Raw genomic sequence first — 16,580 nt, 5'->3', positions numbered from 1 at the left:
GCGCCGTGCCGTTCCCGCTCACGCCCCGGCCCGCGGGCGCCCGTCCCTCAGGGCCGCGGGGGCACGTCCCGTACGGCGCGCGGCTCACTTCCCGTACTGGCCGGGCGTGTAGTGGCCCGGCGTCATCCGGGTGGCGACGCCGATGCGGTTCCAGGCGTTGATGACGGCGATCGCGGCGATGACCCGGGCGAGTTCGGTCTCGTCGAACCGCTCCGCCGCCCGCGCGTACACCTCGTCGGAGACGAAGCCGTCGGTGAGGACCGTGACGGCCTCGGTCAGCGCCAGCGCGGCGAGTTCGCGCTCGGTGTAGAAGTGGCGCGACTCCTCCCAGGCGGACAGCTGGACGATCCGCTCGACCGACTCGCCCGCCGCGAGCGCGTCCTTGGCGTGCATGTCGACGCAGAACGCGCAGTGGTTGATCTGCGAGGCGCGGATCTTGATCAGATGGAAGAGGGTGGGGTCCAGCCCCTGCGCGGCGGCCGCGTCGAGCCGGACCATCGCCCGGTGGAACTCCGGGACCCGCTCGGCGAGCGAGAGCCGGGGCGCGTGCTCGTGGGCGTACTCGGTCTGCGCGGAGTCGTGTGTCATCGAGGTCGTCATACCGTCACCGTACGAGCGGGGTGGCCGGGGAGTATGGTCCATTTCCATGGCGGAAGACCGGGCCACTTTCGGTGCCGACCTGCATCTGGAACTCCGTGGCGGCACGCTGCGCACGGGGCTGATGGACGCCCTGCGGGAGGCGATCCGCAGCGGCAGACTGGAGGCGGGCGTACGGCTCCCCTCGTCGCGTGCGCTCGCCGTCGACCTCGGGGTGGCCCGCAACACCGTCGCCGACGCCTACGCCGAACTGGTCGCCGAGGGCTGGCTCACGGCCCGGCAGGGCTCCGGGACGAGGGTGGCCCGGCGGTCCGTCCCCCGCCGCCCGCCCGCCCCCGGCGCTCGCCCCGGCGCCGCCCGGACGCCCGCCGTCCGGCCGCCCACCGCCCGGCCGACGTACAGCCTGAAGCCCGGCGTGCCCGACCTCGCCTCCTTCCCCCGCGCCGAGTGGCTCAAGGCCTCCCGGCGGGCCCTGACGGCCGCGCCGAACGAGGCGTTCGGCTACGGCGACCCGCGCGGGCGGATCGAGCTGCGGACGGTGCTCGCCGAGTACCTCGCCCGGGCCCGCGGGGTGTACGCCCGGCCCGAGCGGATCGTCGTCTGCTCCGGGTTCGTGCACGGCCTGATGCTCATGGGGCAGGTGCTGCGCGCCCGGCAGGTGCGGGCCGTCGCGGTCGAGTCGTACGGACTCGACGTGCACGGGGACCTGCTGACCGGCGCGGGACTGCGGCTCCCGGCGCTCCCGTTCGACGAACGGGGCACCAGGACCGAGGAGCTGGCGGCGATGAAGGACGTCGGCGCGGTCCTGCTGACCGCCGCCCACCAGTTCCCGCTCGGCGGGGCGCTCACGCCCGACCGGCGGGCCGCCGTCGTCGACTGGGCGCGGGCCTCGGGCGGGCTCGTCCTGGAGGACGACTACGACGGCGAGTTCCGCTACGACCGCCAGCCCGTCGGCGCGCTCCAGGGCCTCGACCCCGAGCGGGTGGTCTACCTGGGCACGTCGAGCAAGTCCCTCGCCCCCGGCCTGCGCCTGGCGTGGATGGTGCTGCCGGAGGGCCTGGTCGACGAGGTGGTGGCCGCCAAGGGGGCCGTCGACTGGGTGTCCAGCTCGCTGGAGCAGCTGACCTTCGCGGAGTTCCTGGCCTCCGGGGCGTACGACCGGCACGTCAGGGCCATGCGGCTGCGCTACCGCCGGCGCCGCGACCAGCTGGTGGAGGCGGTGGCCGCGCACTCCCCGGCCACGCGGGTGAGCGGCATCGCGGCCGGCCTCCACGCGGTCCTCGAACTCCCCCCGGGCTCCGAGCCCGACGTCCTGCGCTCGGCCGCCTGGCAGGGCCTCGCCCTGCTGGGCGTCGACCGCTTCCGCCACCCCGAGGTCACCCCGACCCTGGACGGCCTGGTCGTCGGCTACGCGACCCCGCCGGACAGCGCCTGGGCGGGCGCGCTGGCCGCGCTCTGCCGGGTGCTTCCCTAGGGGCCTAGGGGGATGCCGTAAGGGGTGGGCGGAGCCGGTGTGGAGGGTTTCGGACGCGGGCCTAGACTGTGCGGTCGCGACAGGCGACGGGGAGGACGGACATGCGCAGGCTGAGGTCGAGCACGGTGGTGCTCGGCGGTATGGGGGTGCTCGCGGCGACGATCACCTCCTGTGGATCGGAACCGGACAAGCGGTGCGTGGACCCGCTGACCCGGGAGAAGCTGCCCAGCTACGAGTGCGACGGAGGCAGCGGCGGCACCACCCGCGGCTCGTACTACTACGGCGGCAGCGTCAGCAGCGGCAAGGTCAGCGGCGGCAGCTTCGACAAGACCGCCGTCGACTCCGGCGGCTTCGGCTGCTCCGGCTCGGGCGGCGGCTGACCCGGCCCCATGGAACGGCACACCATCGAACCCCGGCCGGACTGGCAGCGGACCGTGGAGGAGCAGGGGCTCGTCTACCCCCTGACCCGCTACCCCGACGGCTCCCTGCGCCCCTACTGGGACGAGAGCGCGTACTACTCCTTCACCCTGCCCGAGGTCGAGGCCCTGGAGGAGGTCGTCGAGGAGCTGCACGCCATGTGCCTGGCGGCGGCGGCCCACATCGTCGAGAAGAACCGTTTCGCCGATCTGGGGATGACCGACCCGCGCCTGATCGCCCTCGTCGCGGAGTCCTGGCGCCGCCGCGCCGAACTCCCCTCCCTCTACGGCCGCTTCGACCTGCGCTACGACGGCACCGGCCCGGCCAAGATGCTGGAGTACAACGCCGACACCCCCACCTCCCTCGTGGAGGCGGCGAGCCCGCAGTGGTTCTGGATGGAGGAGCGCTTCCCCGGCGCCGACCAGTGGAACTCCCTCCACGAGCGGCTCGTCGACGCCTGGAAGCGGCAGGCGTCCCTGCTCCCGCCCGGCAGCCCGGTGCACTTCGTCCACTCCGACGGGGACGAACTGGGCGAGGACCTGATGACGGTCGCGTACCTGCGCGAGACCGCCCAGCAGGCGGGGCTCGACACCGAGGCCCTGTCCGTCGAACGCATCGGCTGGGACCGGCTGTCGGGCCGCTTCGTCGACGACCGGCTCCGCTTCATCCGCAGCTGCTTCAAGCTCTACCCGTGGGAGTGGCTGACCACCGACCGCTTCGGCCCCTACGTCCTCGACACCCTCGACAACGGCGGCGGCACGGGCAGCACCTGCTGGATCGAGCCCGCCTGGAAGATGCTGCTGTCCAACAAGGCGCTGCTCGCGGTCCTGTGGGAGCTGTACCCGGGGCACCCGAACCTGCTGCCGGCGTATCTCGACGGACCCCGCGAACTGGCCGCGGACGGCGGCTACGTCGCCAAGCCGCTCCTCGGCCGGGAGGGCGCGGGCGTCACGATCCACGAGCCCGGCGCCCCGCCCGCCGTCCGCGAGGACCCCTGCTGCTACCAGGGGCTCGCCGCGCTGCCCGACTTCGACGGCAACCGGGTCGTGCTCGGCGCGTGGGTCGTCGAGGACGAGGCGGCGGGGCTCGGCATCCGCGAGTCGGCGGGCCTGGTGACGGACGAGTACGCCCGCTTCCTGCCGCACGTCATTTTCTGACCCGTCCGACGCACCCGCCACCGGAGCCGTCCGAGGCACGCACCCGCTCACCAGAGCCGTACGACCGGAGCCGTCCGGCCCTGCCGCTCACCGGAGCCGTACGGCACCCGCTCCCGGCGGATGCCGTACGACGCCCCGGCTCCGGGCCGCTCGGCTGTGCTCAGCCCGACAGGACCGCCCGCAGCTGCTCCAGACCCCAGTCCAGGTCCTCCTTGCCGATCACCAGCGGCGGAGCGATCCGGATCGTCGATCCGTGCGTGTCCTTCACCAGCACCCCCCGCTCCAGCAGCTTCTCCGAGATCTCCCGGCCCGTGCCCAGGGACGGATGGACGTCCACCCCCGCCCACAGCCCGCGCCCGCGCACCGCGTCCACCGCGCCGCCGCCCACCAGCAGCCCCAGCTCGGCGTGGAGGTGCTCGCCCAGCTCGGCCGCGCGCTGCTGGTACTCGCCCGTCCGCAGCATCGCCACCACCTCCAGGGCCACCGCGCACGCCAGCGGATTGCCGCCGAACGTCGAGCCGTGCTCACCCGGCCGGAACACCCCGAGCACCGAACGGTCCGCCACCACCGCCGAGACCGGGACGACACCGCCGCCGAGCGCCTTGCCCAGGAGGTACACGTCCGGCACCACGTCCTCGTGCTCGCAGGCGAACGTCCGCCCCGTCCTGCCGAGCCCCGACTGGATCTCGTCCGCGATGAACAGCACGTTCCGCGAGCGGGTCAACTCCCGCACCCCGCGCAGATATCCGGCCGGCGGGACCAGCACCCCCGCCTCGCCCTGGATCGGCTCCAGGAGCACCGCGACGGTGTGGGCGGTGACCGCCGCCTCCATCGCCGTCAGATCGCCGTACGGCACGATCTCGAACCCGGGGGTGTACGGGCCGTAGTGGTCCCGCGCCTCGTGGTCCGTGGAGAAGCTGACGATCGTCGTCGTACGGCCGTGGAAGTTGTTCGCCGCGACCACGATCTTCGCGTGCCCGTCCGGCACGCCCTTCACCTCGTACCCCCACTTCCGCGCGGTCTTGACGGCCGTCTCGACCGCCTCCGCGCCCGTGTTCATCGGCAGGACCATCTCCTTGCCGCACAGCTCCGCGAGGCCCGCGCAGAACTCCGCGAACCGGTCGTGGTGGAACGCCCGTGACGTGAGCGTCACCCGCTCCAGCTGGGCCCGCGCGGCGTCGATCAGCCGGCGGTTGCCGTGCCCGAAGTTGAGCGCCGAGTATCCGGCGAGCATGTCGAGATAGCGGCGTCCCTCCACATCGGTCATCCACGCGCCGTCCGCCGAGGCGACGACGACGGGCAGGGGGTGGTAGTTGTGTGCGCTGTGCGCCTCCGCGGAAGCGATCGCGTCTTGCGTCCTCGACACGGGGTCTCCGTTCGTCCTGCGGCCCGGGGGTGGGTGTGCCCCTTTCTTATCGTCGCTCGGATGCCGGACGAGGAAACCTGCCCGACGGCGCGCCCGCTACGCTCGGGGCACGCGCGGCGACTGGCGTACGGGGAAGCGACCCCGGTGGATCCGCGCGCGGCAGACACACGAGGTGCCGCCCGCCTGGGCACCACGGGAACCGACCCTTCCCGTGTGGCGCCGCGCGTCGCCGCGGCGCCCCGGGACCGCCGAACGCCCCGGAGGAACGCCGTGAACGCACACTCCCCGCACCCCGCCCTCGCCGCCGCCGACCCCGAACTCGCCGCGCTCGTCGGCGCCGAGGAGCGCCTGCAGGCCGAGACCCTGCGGCTCATCCCCAGCGAGAACTACGTCTCCCCGGCCGTGCTCGAGGCCTCGGGCACCGTCCTGCAGAACAAGTACAGCGAGGGCTACCCCGGCCGCCGCTACTACGAGGGCCAGCAGAACATCGACCCCGTCGAGACCCTGGCCGTCGAGCGCGCCAAGGCCCTCTTCGGCGCCGACCACGCCAACGTCCAGCCCTACTCCGGCTCCCCGGCCAACCTCGCCGTCCACCTCGCCTTCGCCGCGCCCGGCGACACCGTCATGGGCATGGCCCTGCCGATGGGCGGCCACCTCACCCACGGGTGGGGCGTCTCCGCGACCGGGAAGTGGTTCCGGGGCGTGCAGTACGGCGTACGCCGGGACACCGGGCTCGTCGACTTCGACGAGGTCCGGGAGCTCGCCCTCAAGGAGCGCCCCAAGCTGATCTTCTGCGGCGGCACGGCGCTGCCCCGCACCATCGACTTCGCCGCCTTCGGCGAGATCGCCCGCGAGGCCGGCGCGGTGCTCGTCGCCGACGTCGCCCACATCGCGGGGCTCATCGCGGGCGGCGCGCACCCCTCTCCGGTACCGCACGTCGACGTGGTCTCCACGACCACCCACAAGACGCTGCGCGGCCCGCGCGGCGCCATGCTGCTGTCCCGCGAGGAGCACGCCAAGGCCCTCGACAAGGCGGTCTTCCCCGGCCTCCAGGGCGGCCCGCACAACCAGACCACCGCCGCCATCGCCGTCGCCCTGCGCGAGGCCGCCCGGCCGTCCTTCCGCGACTACGCGCACGCGGTCGTCGCGAACGCCGGGGCCCTCGCCGACGCGCTGCTCGCCCGCGGCTTCGACCTGGTCTCCGGGGGCACCGACAACCACCTGATCCTGATGGACCTGACCTCCCGGGACGTCCCCGGCAAGATCGCCGCCAAGGCCCTCGACCGGGCCGGGATCGTCGTCAACCACAACACCGTTCCCTACGACCCCAGGAAGCCCTTCGACCCCTCCGGCATCCGGATCGGCACCCCCTCGCTCACCTCCCGGGGCCTCGGCACGGAGCACATGGCGCGGGTCGCCGCCTGGATCGACCGCGGGGTCGCGGCGGCCGGCTCCGGTGACGAGGACGCCCTGCGCGCGATCCGCGCCGAGGTCGCCGAGCTGATGGCCGCCCACCCGGCCCCCGGCCTCCCGGTCTGACCCACGGACGCCGGGACCGGCGGGGGACTCGGCGCGAGCCCCTCCTCGGCCCCGGCGCCCGCCCGTGCCGCCCCTCCGACGGCCCGGGACCGGCGCCTGTGGCCAACGTCTCATCGGCCGCGGTCGGCCTCCTCCCGCCTTCCGCGCTCCGGTAGTCCGGGATCGCCTCCGACACCTGAGAGAATGTGGGACATGGCCTCTGTTCCTCCCCGTGTGCTCTCCGGAATCCAGCCCACCGCAGGCTCGTTCCACCTCGGCAACTACCTCGGTGCGGTTCGTCAGTGGGTCGCGCTGCAGGAGACCCACGACGCCTTCTACATGGTGGTGGACCTGCACGCGATCACGGTCCCGCAGGACCCCGCCGAGCTCCGCGCGAACACCCGGCTCGCCGCCGCCCAGCTGCTGGCCGCCGGGCTCGACCCCGAGCGCTGCACGCTCTTCGTCCAGAGCCACGTCCCCGAGCACGCCCAGCTCGGCTGGGTCATGAACTGCCTCACCGGCTTCGGCGAGGCCTCCCGCATGACCCAGTTCAAGGACAAGTCCGCCAAGCAGGGCGCCGACCGGGCCACCGTCGGCCTCTTCACGTACCCGATCCTCCAGGTCGCCGACATCCTGCTCTACCAGGCCCACCAGGTCCCGGTCGGCGAGGACCAGCGCCAGCACATCGAGCTGACCCGCGACCTCGCGGAGCGCTTCAACGGCCGGTTCGGCGAGACGTTCACGATCCCGGCGCCGTACATCCTCAAGGAGACGGCGAAGATCTACGACCTGCAGGACCCGGCGATCAAGATGAGCAAGTCGGCGTCGACGCCGAAGGGGCTGATCAACCTCCTCGACGACCCGAAGACCACGGCGAAGAAGGTCAAGAGCGCGGTCACCGACACCGACACGGTGATCCGCTTCGACCCTGAGAACAAGCCCGGCGTCTCCAACCTCCTCACCATCCTCTCCACCCTGACCGGTACGCCGGTGCCGGAGCTGGAACAGGGGTACGAGGGCAAGATGTACGGCGCGCTGAAGACCGACCTCGCCGAGGTCATGGTGGACTTCGTCACGCCGTTCAGGACCCGGACGCAGGAATACCTGGACGACCCGGAGACGCTGGACTCCATCCTGGCCAAGGGCGCGGAGAAGGCCCGCGCGGTCGCCGCCGAGACCCTGGCCCGCACCTATGAGCGGATGGGCTTCCTGCCCGCGAAGCACTGACCGAGGACCCGGTCCGAGGACCCTGGCCACAGAGGTGGTGCAGGCCGCACACTGGCGGCTGCACCATCGTCACGGACGATTGAGGAGAGACGACGTGGGGACCGTAACGCTCGGCGTTTCGATCGCGGTCCCGGAGCCCTTCGGCAGCCTGCTCCAGGAGCTGCGCGCGGGCTTCGGGGATTCCGCCGCGCACGGCATCCCGACGCACGTCACCCTCCTCCCGCCGACCGAGGTGGACCCCGCCCGGCTCCCCGCCATCGAGGCCCACCTCACCGAGGTCGCCGCCGGGGTCCGCCCCTTCCCGATGCGGCTCGGCGGGACGGGCACGTTCCGCCCGCTGTCGCCGGTGGTCTACGTCCAGCTCGCCGAGGGCGTCTCGGCCTGCACCTGGCTCCAGCAGCGCGTCCGGGACGCCTCCGGACCGCTCGTACGCGAGCTGCAGTTCCCGTACCACCCTCATGTCACCGTCGCGCACGGCATCTCCGAAGAGGCGATGGACCGGGCCTACGCCGAGCTGGCCGACTTCGAGGCGGCGTGGACCTGCTCCTCCTTCGCGCTGTACGAACAGGGCGCGGACGGCGTGTGGCGCAAGCTGTACGAGTACGGCTTCGGCGGCGGACGCCCCGCCTCCGCCGTCCCGGCCCAGGGCTCCCCGGTCGACACCCCGACCCCGGCCGCCGGCTGACGCCACCCGCCCCGGGCCCACGGGCCCGGCCCGTCCGGTCCTCCTTCAGACCGGCAGCCGCCGGAAGAGCGCCCTCGGCGCGTGCCGCAGGGCCGACATCACCACCCGCAGCGCCCCCGGCACCCAGACCGTCTCCGAGCGGCGCCGCAGCCCCAGCTCGATCGCCGTGGCGACCGCCTCCGGGGTCGTCGCCAGCGGCGCCTCCTCGCGTCCCGCCGTCATCTTCGAGCGGACGAACCCGGGACGTACGACCATCACGTGCACCCCGGTCCCGTACAGCGCGTCCCCGAGTCCCTGCGCGAACGCGTCGAGACCGGCCTTGGACGAGCCGTAGATGAAGTTGGCGCGCCGGGCGCGCTCGCCCGCCACCGAGGAGAGCACCACCAGCGAGCCGTGCCCCTGCGACTGCAGGGCCCGGGCGCAGACCAGACCCGCCGAGACCGCCCCCGTGTAGTTGGTCTGGGCGACCCGGACGGCCGCGAGCGGGTCGGACTCGTCGCGGGCCTGGTCCCCGAGGACCCCGAAGGCGAGCAGCACCATGTCGATGTCGCCCTCCGTGAAGACCTTCCCGAGCCGCTCCTCGTGCGACTCGGGGTCCAGCGCGTCGAAGGGCACGACGTGGACGTCCGCGCCCAGCGCCCGCAGCGCGTCGGCGGCGGCCGCCAGGTCGGGGGAGGGCCGCCCGGCCAGCCAGACCGTCCGGGTGCGGCGGGCGATCAGCCGCCGGGCGGTGGCGAGGCCGATCTCGGACGTACCGCCGAGTACGAGCAGGGACTGCGGGGTGCCGAAGGCGTCCTTCATGGCGATCAGGCTCCTCAGAGGGCGAGACGACGGGACAGGTCCGAGGTGAAGACCGAACGGGGGTCGAGTTCGGCGCGCAGCGCCTGGAAGTCGGCGAGCCGGGGGTACATCGTGTGCAGCACGTCGGGCCGCAGCCGGGAGTCCTTGGCGAGGTAGACCCGGCCGCCGGCGGCCGCGACCTCCTCGTCCAGCTCGTCGAGGAAGGCGCCGAGCCCGGTGAGCCCGGCGGGGATGTCCAGGGCGAGGGTCCAGCCGGGCATCGGGAAGGACAGCCAGCCCGGGTCGCCCTCGCCGAAGCGCTTCAGGACGGCGAGGAACGACGGGCAGCCGCGGCGGGCGATCCGCCGCACCACCCGGCGCAGCGTCTCCTCCCGCCCGTACCCGACCACGAACTGGTACTGGACGAAGCCGCCGCGGCCGTAGACCCGGTTCCAGTGCGGGACGCCGTCCAGCGGGTGGAAGAAGGTGGCGAGCCGCTGGAGCTCGCCGGTCCGCCGGAGCGGGGCCCTGCGGTACCAGAGTTCGTTGAAGACGCCGACGGTGGTGCGGCCGAGGAGCCCCTCGGGGAGGAGCGCGGGCGGGGCCGGGAGCCGCCCGGGCCGGAAGGCCAGGGGCGCGCGGCGGGCGCGGCGGGGGAGCGCGGCGTACGGCGCGTGGTCGCCGCGGGTGAGGACGGAGCGGCCGGTCGCCGCGCCGCGCGCCAGCAGGTCGATCCAGGCGACGGAGTAGCGGTAGCGGTGGTCGTCGGCGGTGAGCCGGGCCATCAGGTCGTCGAGGTCGGTGGCCCGTTCGGTGTCGACCGTCATGAGCGAGGTCTCGACCGGGAGGAGCCGGAGGGTCGCGGAGAGGATCACCCCGGTCAGGCCCATGCCGCCGGCCGTGGCGTCGAAGAGGTCGGTGCCGGGGACGACGGTACGGACGCGGCCGTCGGCGGTGAGGAGCTCCAGCGAGGCGACATGGCGGCTGAAGGAGCCGGAGACGTGGTGGTTCTTGCCGTGGATGTCGGCGCCGATCGCGCCGCCGACGGTGACGTACCGGGTCCCGGGGGTGACGGGGACGAACCAGCCCAGCGGCAGCAGCACCTCCATCAGGCGGTGCAGGCTGACCCCGGCGTCGCAGACGACCAGGCCGGCGACGGCGTCGACGGTACGCACGCGGTCGAGCCCGGTCATGTCCAGGACGGAGCCGCCGGCGTTCTGGGCGGCGTCGCCGTAGGCCCGGCCGAGCCCCCGGGCGATGGAGCCGCGGGCGCCGCCCGCGCGGACGGCGGCGGCCGCCTCCCGCGGAGTGCGGGGCCGGTACACCCGGGCGAGCGTCGGCGCGGTGCGCCCCCATCCGGTGAGGGGCTCGGCATCGTCCAGCACCTCGACGCCGTCCAGGACCCCGGCATCGTCCAGCACCTCGGCGCCGGGCGGGGGTTCGGCGCCGGGGGGCGGCTCCGCGGCGGCGGCGGGTGGGGGCTCGGTGACGGTCTCGGCAGCCATGAAGGCGACCGTATCGCCCCGAGTATCGCTTATGCCTGGTTTGCCCTTCGGTTCGCCGAATGGGTGATTAAAGGAGTGTCAGGAAAGATTGCCGTGCGGTCGGCCACCCCTCGGGCCAGAGTCGCCCCTGGCGGACCGAGCGACCGGGGAGGCGGCGTTTCGATGCGATACGCGGACTGGGCCGGGGCCGAGAGGCGACTCCTGGCCCTCCTGCGCGGCTGCGGCCACCGCCCACCGGTGGCGACGGCCGCCCGCGCCCTCTCGTACGCCGGCGAGCACGGCGCCCTCTGGCTCGCCGCCGGGCTCACGGGCGCCGCCGCGGACCGGGAGCGCCGGACCGCCTGGCTGCGCGGCACCGCCCTGATCGGCGCCGCCCACCTCACGAGCATGGCCGTCAAACGGCTGGTACGCCGGCCCCGGCCGGGCCCGGAGCCGTACGCGCCGCTGGTCCGCACGGCCGGCCGGCACTCCTTCCCCAGCTCCCACGCCACCTCCGCCGCGGCCGCCGCCGTCGCCCTCGGCACCCTGCGCCCACCGGGCCGCCGCCTGCTCGTCCCGGCCGCCGCCGCGATGTGCCTCTCCCGCCTCGTCGTCGGCGTCCACTACCCCACGGACGTGGCCGCGGGCGCCCTCCTCGGCGCCGCGACGGCCACCGCGGGCCGCCGCTGGCTGGCCCCGGACCCGCGGTGGACACCGTGACCGAGCACCCCGGCGGCGCCGGGACCGCACTGCTCGACAAGCCCGCCGTCGTACGGGAACGGCGGTACGCCGAGGGCCCGCGGGCGCTCGCCCTCCCCGTCGGGCTCCTGCGCACCGCACGCCCCCGGCAGTGGGTCAAGAACCTCCTCGTCGTCGCCGCCCCCGCCGCCGCCGGCCAGCTCGGCTCCTGGCACACCGCCGCCCGACTCGCCCTCGTCTTCGCCCTCTTCACGGCCGCCGCCTCCGCCGTCTACCTCGTCAACGACGCCCGCGACGCCGACGCCGACCGCGCCCACCCCGTCAAATGCCGCCGCCCCGTGGCCGTCGGGCTCGTCCCCGTCCCGCTCGCCTACACCGCCGGCGCCGCCCTCGGCCTCGGCGCCGCCGTCGCGAGCGCGGTCCTGTGCACCCCCATGACCGCCGCGCTGCTCGTCGCGTACCTCGTCATGCAGGGCGCGTACTGCCTCCGCCTGAAACACGTCCTCGTCGTCGACCTGGCCGTCGTCACCACCGGCTTCCTGATGCGCGCCATGATCGGCGGGGTCGCGCTCTCCATCCCGCTCTCCCGCTGGTTCCTCATCACCACCGGCTTCGGCGCCCTCTTCATGGTCGCCGCCAAGCGGTACTCCGAGGCCGTCCAGATGGAGAGCGCGCAGGGGGCGACCCGGGCGCTGCTCACCCAGTACACGACCGGCTACCTCCGCTTCGTCTGGCAACTGGCCGCCGGGGTCGCCGTCCTCGGCTACTGCCTGTGGGCGCTGGAGAGCGGCGGGGTCGCCAACGGCTCCCTGCTCCCCTGGCGCCAGCTCTCCATGATCGCCTTCATCCTGGCGGTGCTGCGCTACGCCGTCTTCGCCGACCGCGGCACGGCGGGCGCCCCCGAGGACGTGGTGCTGCACGACCGCCCGCTCGCGGTCATCGGTCTGGCGTGGGCGGCGATGTACGGCATGGCGGTCACGGACCTGTGACCGCTCACGGACCGGCGACCGGCCCCGGCGCCGCCGACGGACCTTCGACCGCGCACGGACCCGTGACCGGATTCCGGCCCCCGGGGTAGGCGTACGACATGGACTGGCTGACCAAACTCCCCGTCATCGGCCCCTGGGCCGCCCGGCTCATGCGGACGCACGCCTGGCGCTCCTACGAGACCCTCGACGCGGCCCACTGGACGCGGCTCGCCGCCGCGATCACCTTCATCAGCTTCCTCGCCCTCTTCCCGCTGATCACCGTCGGCGCGGCGATCGGCGCCGCGCTCCTCACCGACAAGCAGCTCGACACGATCGAGGGGAAGATCTCCGAGCAGGTCCCGGGCATCTCCGAGCAGATCGACATCAACGCGCTGGTCGACAACGCCGGCACGATCGGGCTCGTCGCCGGCGCGCTGCTGCTCTTCACCGGCATCGGCTGGGTCGGCTCGATGCGGGACTGCCTGCGCGCGGTGTGGGACAAGGACGACGAGGACGAGGGCAACCCGGTCGCCCGCAAGGCCAAGGACGCCGTCGTGCTCCTCGGCCTCGGCGGGGTGGGGCTCAGCTCGCTCGCCGCCTCCTCGCTCGGCTCCACCGCCGTCGGCTGGAGCGCCGAACAGCTCGGGATCTCCGGCGGCGGCGTGGGCGGGGTGCTGCTCCAGACCGCCGCGGTCGCCGTCGCCGCCGTCGCCGACTTCCTCATCCTGCTGTACGTCCTGACGCTGCTGCCCGGCGTCGAGCCGCCGCGCCGCCGCCTGATCGTGGCGGCGGTGATCGGCGCGATCGGCTTCGAGCTGCTGAAGCTGCTGCTCGGCGGCTATATGAGCGGGGTCGCGGCGAAGTCGATGTACGGCGCGTTCGGCGTGCCGGTCGCCCTGCTGCTGTGGATCAACTTCACCGCGAAGCTCCTGCTGTTCTGCGCGGCCTGGACGGCTACGGGGTCTCTTTCCCGTCCTCGTCCTGAGGAGCCGAACGACGAACGATCAGCTCCGGCACCGGCCAGCGACGGTTGACGAGGAACACCGCGCCCACGAGCAGCGCCAGGGCGCAGCCGGCGACCGCGAGGGCCGTGCCCACCCCACCGGCCCGCTCGGCGACGGCGGCCTTGTCGACGCCGCCCGGAGGGGTCTTCCCCGGGGCCGCGTCCGTACCGGCGTCGATGTCCTCCACCGTTCCGTCGTCCGTGAGGGCGGACGTCGGCGGGACCAGCTCGCCGACCGGCTTCACCTTGCCCGAGGCCGCGAAGCCCCAGTCCAGCAGGCGGGCGGTCTCCTTGTAGACCGCGTGCTGCTCCTTCGAGGACGGGTTCATCACCGTCACCAGCAGCACCTTGCCGTTGCGTTCCGCGACCCCGGTGAAGGTGGCTCCGGCGTGCGTGGTGTTGCCGTTCTTCACCCCGGCGATGCCCTGGTACGGCGGGATGCCGAAGTCGCCGGTGAGCAGCCGGTTGGTGTTCTGGATCTCGAAGGTCTCGCGCTTCTTGCCCGGCTTCAGCTCGCCCGGGAACTTCGCGCGGGCCGTCGCCGCGTACTCCCGGAAGTCCGGTTTCTGCATACCGCTGCGAGCGATCAGGGTGAGGTCGTACGCGGAGGAGAGCTGGCTCGGCGCGTCGTAGCCGTCCGGGGAGACGACGAAGGTGTCGAGCGCCTGGAGCTCGGTGGCCCGGGCGTTCATATCCCGCACGGTCTGCGGGATGCCGCCGTTCATGGCGCTCAGGACCCGGACGGCGTCGTTGCCGGAGCGCAGGAAGACCCCCAGCCAGAGGTCGTGGACCGAGTAGGTCTGCTTCTCCTTGACGCCCACCAGGCTGGAGCCGGCGCCGATGCCCGCGAGGTCGGCGGGCAGGACGGTGTGGCTCGTCGTCCTCGGGAACTTCGGCAGGAGCGTGTCCGCGAAGAGCATCTTGAGCGTGGAGGCGGGGGCGAGGCGCCAGTGGGAGTTGTGCGCGGCGAGGACGTCCCCGGTCTCCGCGTCCGCGACGATCCACGACCGCCCGCTCAGCTCCTTGGGCAGTACCGGAGCGCCGGGCCCGAGCTGGACCTGGGTCCCGGGCCTGCCGAGCAGCGCACCGCCGACGTGCGACATCAGGGCGGGCGGCTGGGGCTGGACCTCCTCCTTCTTCTTGTCCGGCGTGGGCTCCGCGACGGCGGGCGCGGCGGTGAGGAGGGGCAGCAGCGCGGCGGCGGCGACGGCGGCGGTGACCGTCCATACGGACTTTTTCGAAGCAGGCACGATCGAGAACGTACATGCCGCCCGGAGTCTTCCGAACCCCGCCGGGCGGTCCACCCCCTCCCGTCCACCCGGACGCGGGGCCCGCGGGGCGGGTGAGGATACTGGGGACATGAAGCTCAGCCGGCCCGTCTCCTGGTTCCTGCTCGCTTTCGGGGTGTGGAGCTGGTTCATCTGGATCACTTTCATCAGGAACCTATGGAACGACGGGAGCGGGCTCGCGTTCGACGACGCGGGCGATCCGACGGCCTACTTCTGGGTTCATCTGCTGCTCGCTGTGACGTCCTTTGTCTTGGGGACGGTGATCGGCGTGATCGGGTTGCGTGGCGTGCGCGCATGGCGTCGCGCACGCGGATAGGGGTTACGAAGCGTGGTCGTCCTGCTGCTGGTTCTCGTCGCGGTACTCGCCCTGCTGGGCGGCGTCCACTGGTACGTGTGGCGGCGCCTGGTCCGTGATGTGACCGCCCGTGGCGGGGTGGCCCGGCGCCTGGGGACGGCGGCCGCGTTCGTGCTTCCCGTCCTGTCGGTCTCCGCCCTCGCCTCCTCCCGGGCCGGCGCCCCCTTCTGGCTGCAGCAGGTCGTGGCCTGGCCGGGCTTCCTCTGGCTGGCCGTCCTGCTTTACGTGACGCTGGCCCTGGTGGTCGGCGAGGCGGTCCGCCCCCTCCTGCGCCGGTGGCTGGAGCGGCGTGCGGTCGCGGCCGGGGAGAGCGGGCCGAGCGCGGCTGAGCAGGCCGCCGCGGAGGCCGGGTCGCGGGTGCCGGTCGCGAGCGGTGCCGGCGCTCCCGCGACGACCACCGTCGCCCCCGAGGCCCCGGCCGCCCCGGCCGCCTCGACCCCGGCAGCCCCTGAGGCCCCGGCAGCCCCGGCCGCCTCGACCCCGGCCGCCCCCGAGGCCCCGGCCGCCCCCGAGGCCCCGGCCGCCCCCGAGGCGCCGGACGAGACCCCCGCCGCCGTCTCCCGACGGCTGTTCGTCTCGCGGGCCGTCGGCGGAGCCGCCGCCGCGGCCGCCCTCGGGACCGTCGGCTACGGCACCTACGGCGTGCTGTGCGGGCCGCGCGTCAAGCGGGTCACCGTGCCGCTCGCCAAGCTGCCCCGCTCCGCCCACGGCTACCGCATCGCCGTCGTCTCCGACATCCACATCGGGCCCATCCTCGGCCGCGCCCACACCCAGCGCATCGTCGACACCATCAACGCCGCCCAGCCCGACCTCGTCGCCGTCGTCGGCGACCTCGTCGACGGCACCGTGGAGAACCTCGGTTCCGCCGCCGAGCCGCTCGCGCGGCTCCGGGCCCGGCACGGCTCCTTCTTCGTCACCGGCAACCACGAGTACTTCTCGGGCGCCGACGCCTGGGTCGACCACGTCCGCGACCTCGGCCTGCGCCCGCTGCGCAACGCCCGGACCGAGATCGCCGCGGGCTTCGACCTGGCGGGCGTCGACGACATCGCCGGCGAGAGCGAGGGGCAGGGCCCCGACTTCGCCACCGCGCTGGGCGACCGCGACCGCGCCCGGGCCGCCGTGCTCCTCGCCCACCAGCCGGTCGTCATCCACGACGCCGTCCGCCACGGCGTCGACCTCCAGCTCTCCGGCCACACCCACGGCGGCCAGCTCTGGCCGGGCAACTTCCTCGCCGAACTCGCCAATCCGACCGTCGCGGGCCTGGAGCGGTACGGCGACACCCAGCTCTACGTCTCCCGGGGAGCGGGCGCGTGGGGACCGCCGGTCCGGGTCGGCGCGCCCTCCGACATCACCCTCGTCCAGCTGGCGTCCCCGCAGGCCTGACCCCGCCGCCGTACGGGGGGACGTAGACCGAAACGTACTGGTCAGTCACCTGAAGTCTGATTTCCCGGACATATGCATGCATTGTGAAGGTTTACTCTTCCACCAGTGAAGACCTTGTGATTGGGTGTCGCCATCGCGGCAGGCCGGGTGCCGTCGCGGCAGGGGTGGGCTCGACAAA

At 73.7% G+C, this 16,580-nt stretch carries 16 protein-coding genes; 11 read left to right on the top strand and 5 right to left on the bottom strand.

The features are described from left to right. Positions 1-84 precede the first annotated feature (84 nt). Entirely contained in the window at positions 85-600 is a 516-nt protein-coding gene (locus ACFZBD_RS14145; protein ID WP_391139611.1) for a carboxymuconolactone decarboxylase family protein, read from the bottom strand. A gap of 46 nt (positions 601-646) precedes the next feature. Here ACFZBD_RS14145 and ACFZBD_RS14140 point away from each other — a divergent pair, with 46 nt between their 5' ends. The 3 genes from ACFZBD_RS14140 (at position 647) to ACFZBD_RS14130 (ending at position 3,645) form a co-directional block, all read left to right on the top strand. Next, a complete protein-coding gene (locus ACFZBD_RS14140) occupies positions 647-2,071 on the top strand; it encodes an aminotransferase class I/II-fold pyridoxal phosphate-dependent enzyme (RefSeq protein WP_391139610.1) in 1,425 nt (474 codons plus the stop codon). Positions 2,072-2,172: 101 nt separating this feature from the next. Beyond that, on the top strand, positions 2,173-2,451 hold the full coding sequence (locus ACFZBD_RS14135) for a hypothetical protein (RefSeq protein WP_391139609.1): 279 nt from the start codon (positions 2,173-2,175) through the stop codon (positions 2,449-2,451). Between the two features lie 9 nt (positions 2,452-2,460). Next, positions 2,461-3,645 (top strand): glutathionylspermidine synthase family protein, encoded by a 1,185-nt coding sequence (locus tag ACFZBD_RS14130; protein ID WP_391139608.1) that lies wholly within the window; start codon positions 2,461-2,463, stop codon positions 3,643-3,645. 160 nt (positions 3,646-3,805) lie between these two features. On the opposite strand, the gene rocD is transcribed toward ACFZBD_RS14130, so the two are convergent. Beyond that, on the bottom strand, positions 3,806-5,011 hold the full coding sequence (gene rocD / locus ACFZBD_RS14125; RefSeq protein WP_391139607.1) for an ornithine--oxo-acid transaminase: 1,206 nt from the start codon (positions 5,009-5,011) through the stop codon (positions 3,806-3,808). Between the two features lie 270 nt (positions 5,012-5,281). On the opposite strand from rocD, the gene glyA reads away from it, so the two are divergent. The 3 genes from glyA to ACFZBD_RS14110 all read left to right on the top strand — a co-directional run bounded on the left by glyA (position 5,282) and on the right by ACFZBD_RS14110 (position 8,441). After that, positions 5,282-6,550, top strand: a complete 1,269-nt coding sequence (gene glyA / locus ACFZBD_RS14120; RefSeq protein ID WP_391139606.1) for a serine hydroxymethyltransferase — start codon at positions 5,282-5,284, stop codon at positions 6,548-6,550. A gap of 192 nt (positions 6,551-6,742) precedes the next feature. Further along, on the top strand, positions 6,743-7,756 hold the full coding sequence (gene trpS / locus ACFZBD_RS14115) for a tryptophan--tRNA ligase (protein WP_391139605.1): 1,014 nt from the start codon (positions 6,743-6,745) through the stop codon (positions 7,754-7,756). 94 nt (positions 7,757-7,850) lie between these two features. Further along, positions 7,851-8,441, top strand: a complete 591-nt coding sequence (locus tag ACFZBD_RS14110; protein WP_391139604.1) for a 2'-5' RNA ligase family protein — start codon at positions 7,851-7,853, stop codon at positions 8,439-8,441. Positions 8,442-8,486: 45 nt separating this feature from the next. On the opposite strand, the gene ACFZBD_RS14105 is transcribed toward ACFZBD_RS14110, so the two are convergent. After that, complete coding sequence (locus ACFZBD_RS14105; RefSeq protein ID WP_391139603.1) at positions 8,487-9,242, bottom strand: decaprenylphospho-beta-D-erythro-pentofuranosid-2-ulose 2-reductase; 756 nt, start codon at positions 9,240-9,242, stop codon at positions 8,487-8,489. A gap of 14 nt (positions 9,243-9,256) precedes the next feature. Then, positions 9,257-10,726: an FAD-binding protein gene (locus tag ACFZBD_RS14100; protein ID WP_391139602.1), complete on the bottom strand. Its 1,470-nt coding sequence runs from the start codon at positions 10,724-10,726 to the stop codon at positions 9,257-9,259. Between the two features lie 162 nt (positions 10,727-10,888). Here ACFZBD_RS14100 and ACFZBD_RS14095 point away from each other — a divergent pair, with 162 nt between their 5' ends. The 3 genes from ACFZBD_RS14095 to ACFZBD_RS14085 all read left to right on the top strand — a co-directional run bounded on the left by ACFZBD_RS14095 (position 10,889) and on the right by ACFZBD_RS14085 (position 13,406). Continuing rightward, positions 10,889-11,425 carry a phosphatase PAP2 family protein gene (locus ACFZBD_RS14095; protein ID WP_391139601.1) on the top strand — a complete coding sequence of 179 codons (537 nt, stop codon included), beginning with the start codon at positions 10,889-10,891 and terminating at the stop codon, positions 11,423-11,425. Continuing rightward, a complete protein-coding gene (locus tag ACFZBD_RS14090) occupies positions 11,422-12,393 on the top strand; it encodes a decaprenyl-phosphate phosphoribosyltransferase (RefSeq protein ID WP_391139600.1) in 972 nt (323 codons plus the stop codon). Before ACFZBD_RS14095 ends, ACFZBD_RS14090 begins: the two co-directional genes overlap by 4 nt. A 98-nt stretch (positions 12,394-12,491) precedes the next feature. Then, positions 12,492-13,406, top strand: coding sequence for a YhjD/YihY/BrkB family envelope integrity protein (locus tag ACFZBD_RS14085; protein WP_391139599.1), 915 nt, complete (start codon positions 12,492-12,494; stop codon positions 13,404-13,406). On the opposite strand, the gene ACFZBD_RS14080 is transcribed toward ACFZBD_RS14085, so the two are convergent. Further along, a complete protein-coding gene (locus ACFZBD_RS14080; RefSeq protein ID WP_391139598.1) occupies positions 13,327-14,625 on the bottom strand; it encodes a D-alanyl-D-alanine carboxypeptidase family protein in 1,299 nt (432 codons plus the stop codon). The two genes, ACFZBD_RS14085 and ACFZBD_RS14080, sit on opposite strands and share 80 nt — an antisense overlap. Before the next feature lie 109 nt (positions 14,626-14,734). On the opposite strand from ACFZBD_RS14080, the gene ACFZBD_RS14075 reads away from it, so the two are divergent. After that, complete coding sequence (locus ACFZBD_RS14075) at positions 14,735-14,980, top strand: SCO4848 family membrane protein (RefSeq protein ID WP_391139597.1); 246 nt, start codon at positions 14,735-14,737, stop codon at positions 14,978-14,980. Positions 14,981-14,992: 12 nt separating this feature from the next. Beyond that, positions 14,993-16,402, top strand: coding sequence for a metallophosphoesterase (locus tag ACFZBD_RS14070; protein WP_391139596.1), 1,410 nt, complete (start codon positions 14,993-14,995; stop codon positions 16,400-16,402). Positions 16,403-16,580 lie beyond the last annotated feature (178 nt).

Source organism: Streptomyces sp. NPDC008121, from assembly GCF_042957155.1.
Lineage (GTDB): Bacteria > Actinomycetota > Actinomycetes > Streptomycetales > Streptomycetaceae > Streptomyces.
Note: the sequence above shows the minus strand (reverse complement) of the source record. Positions and strands in the feature narration are given on the sequence as shown.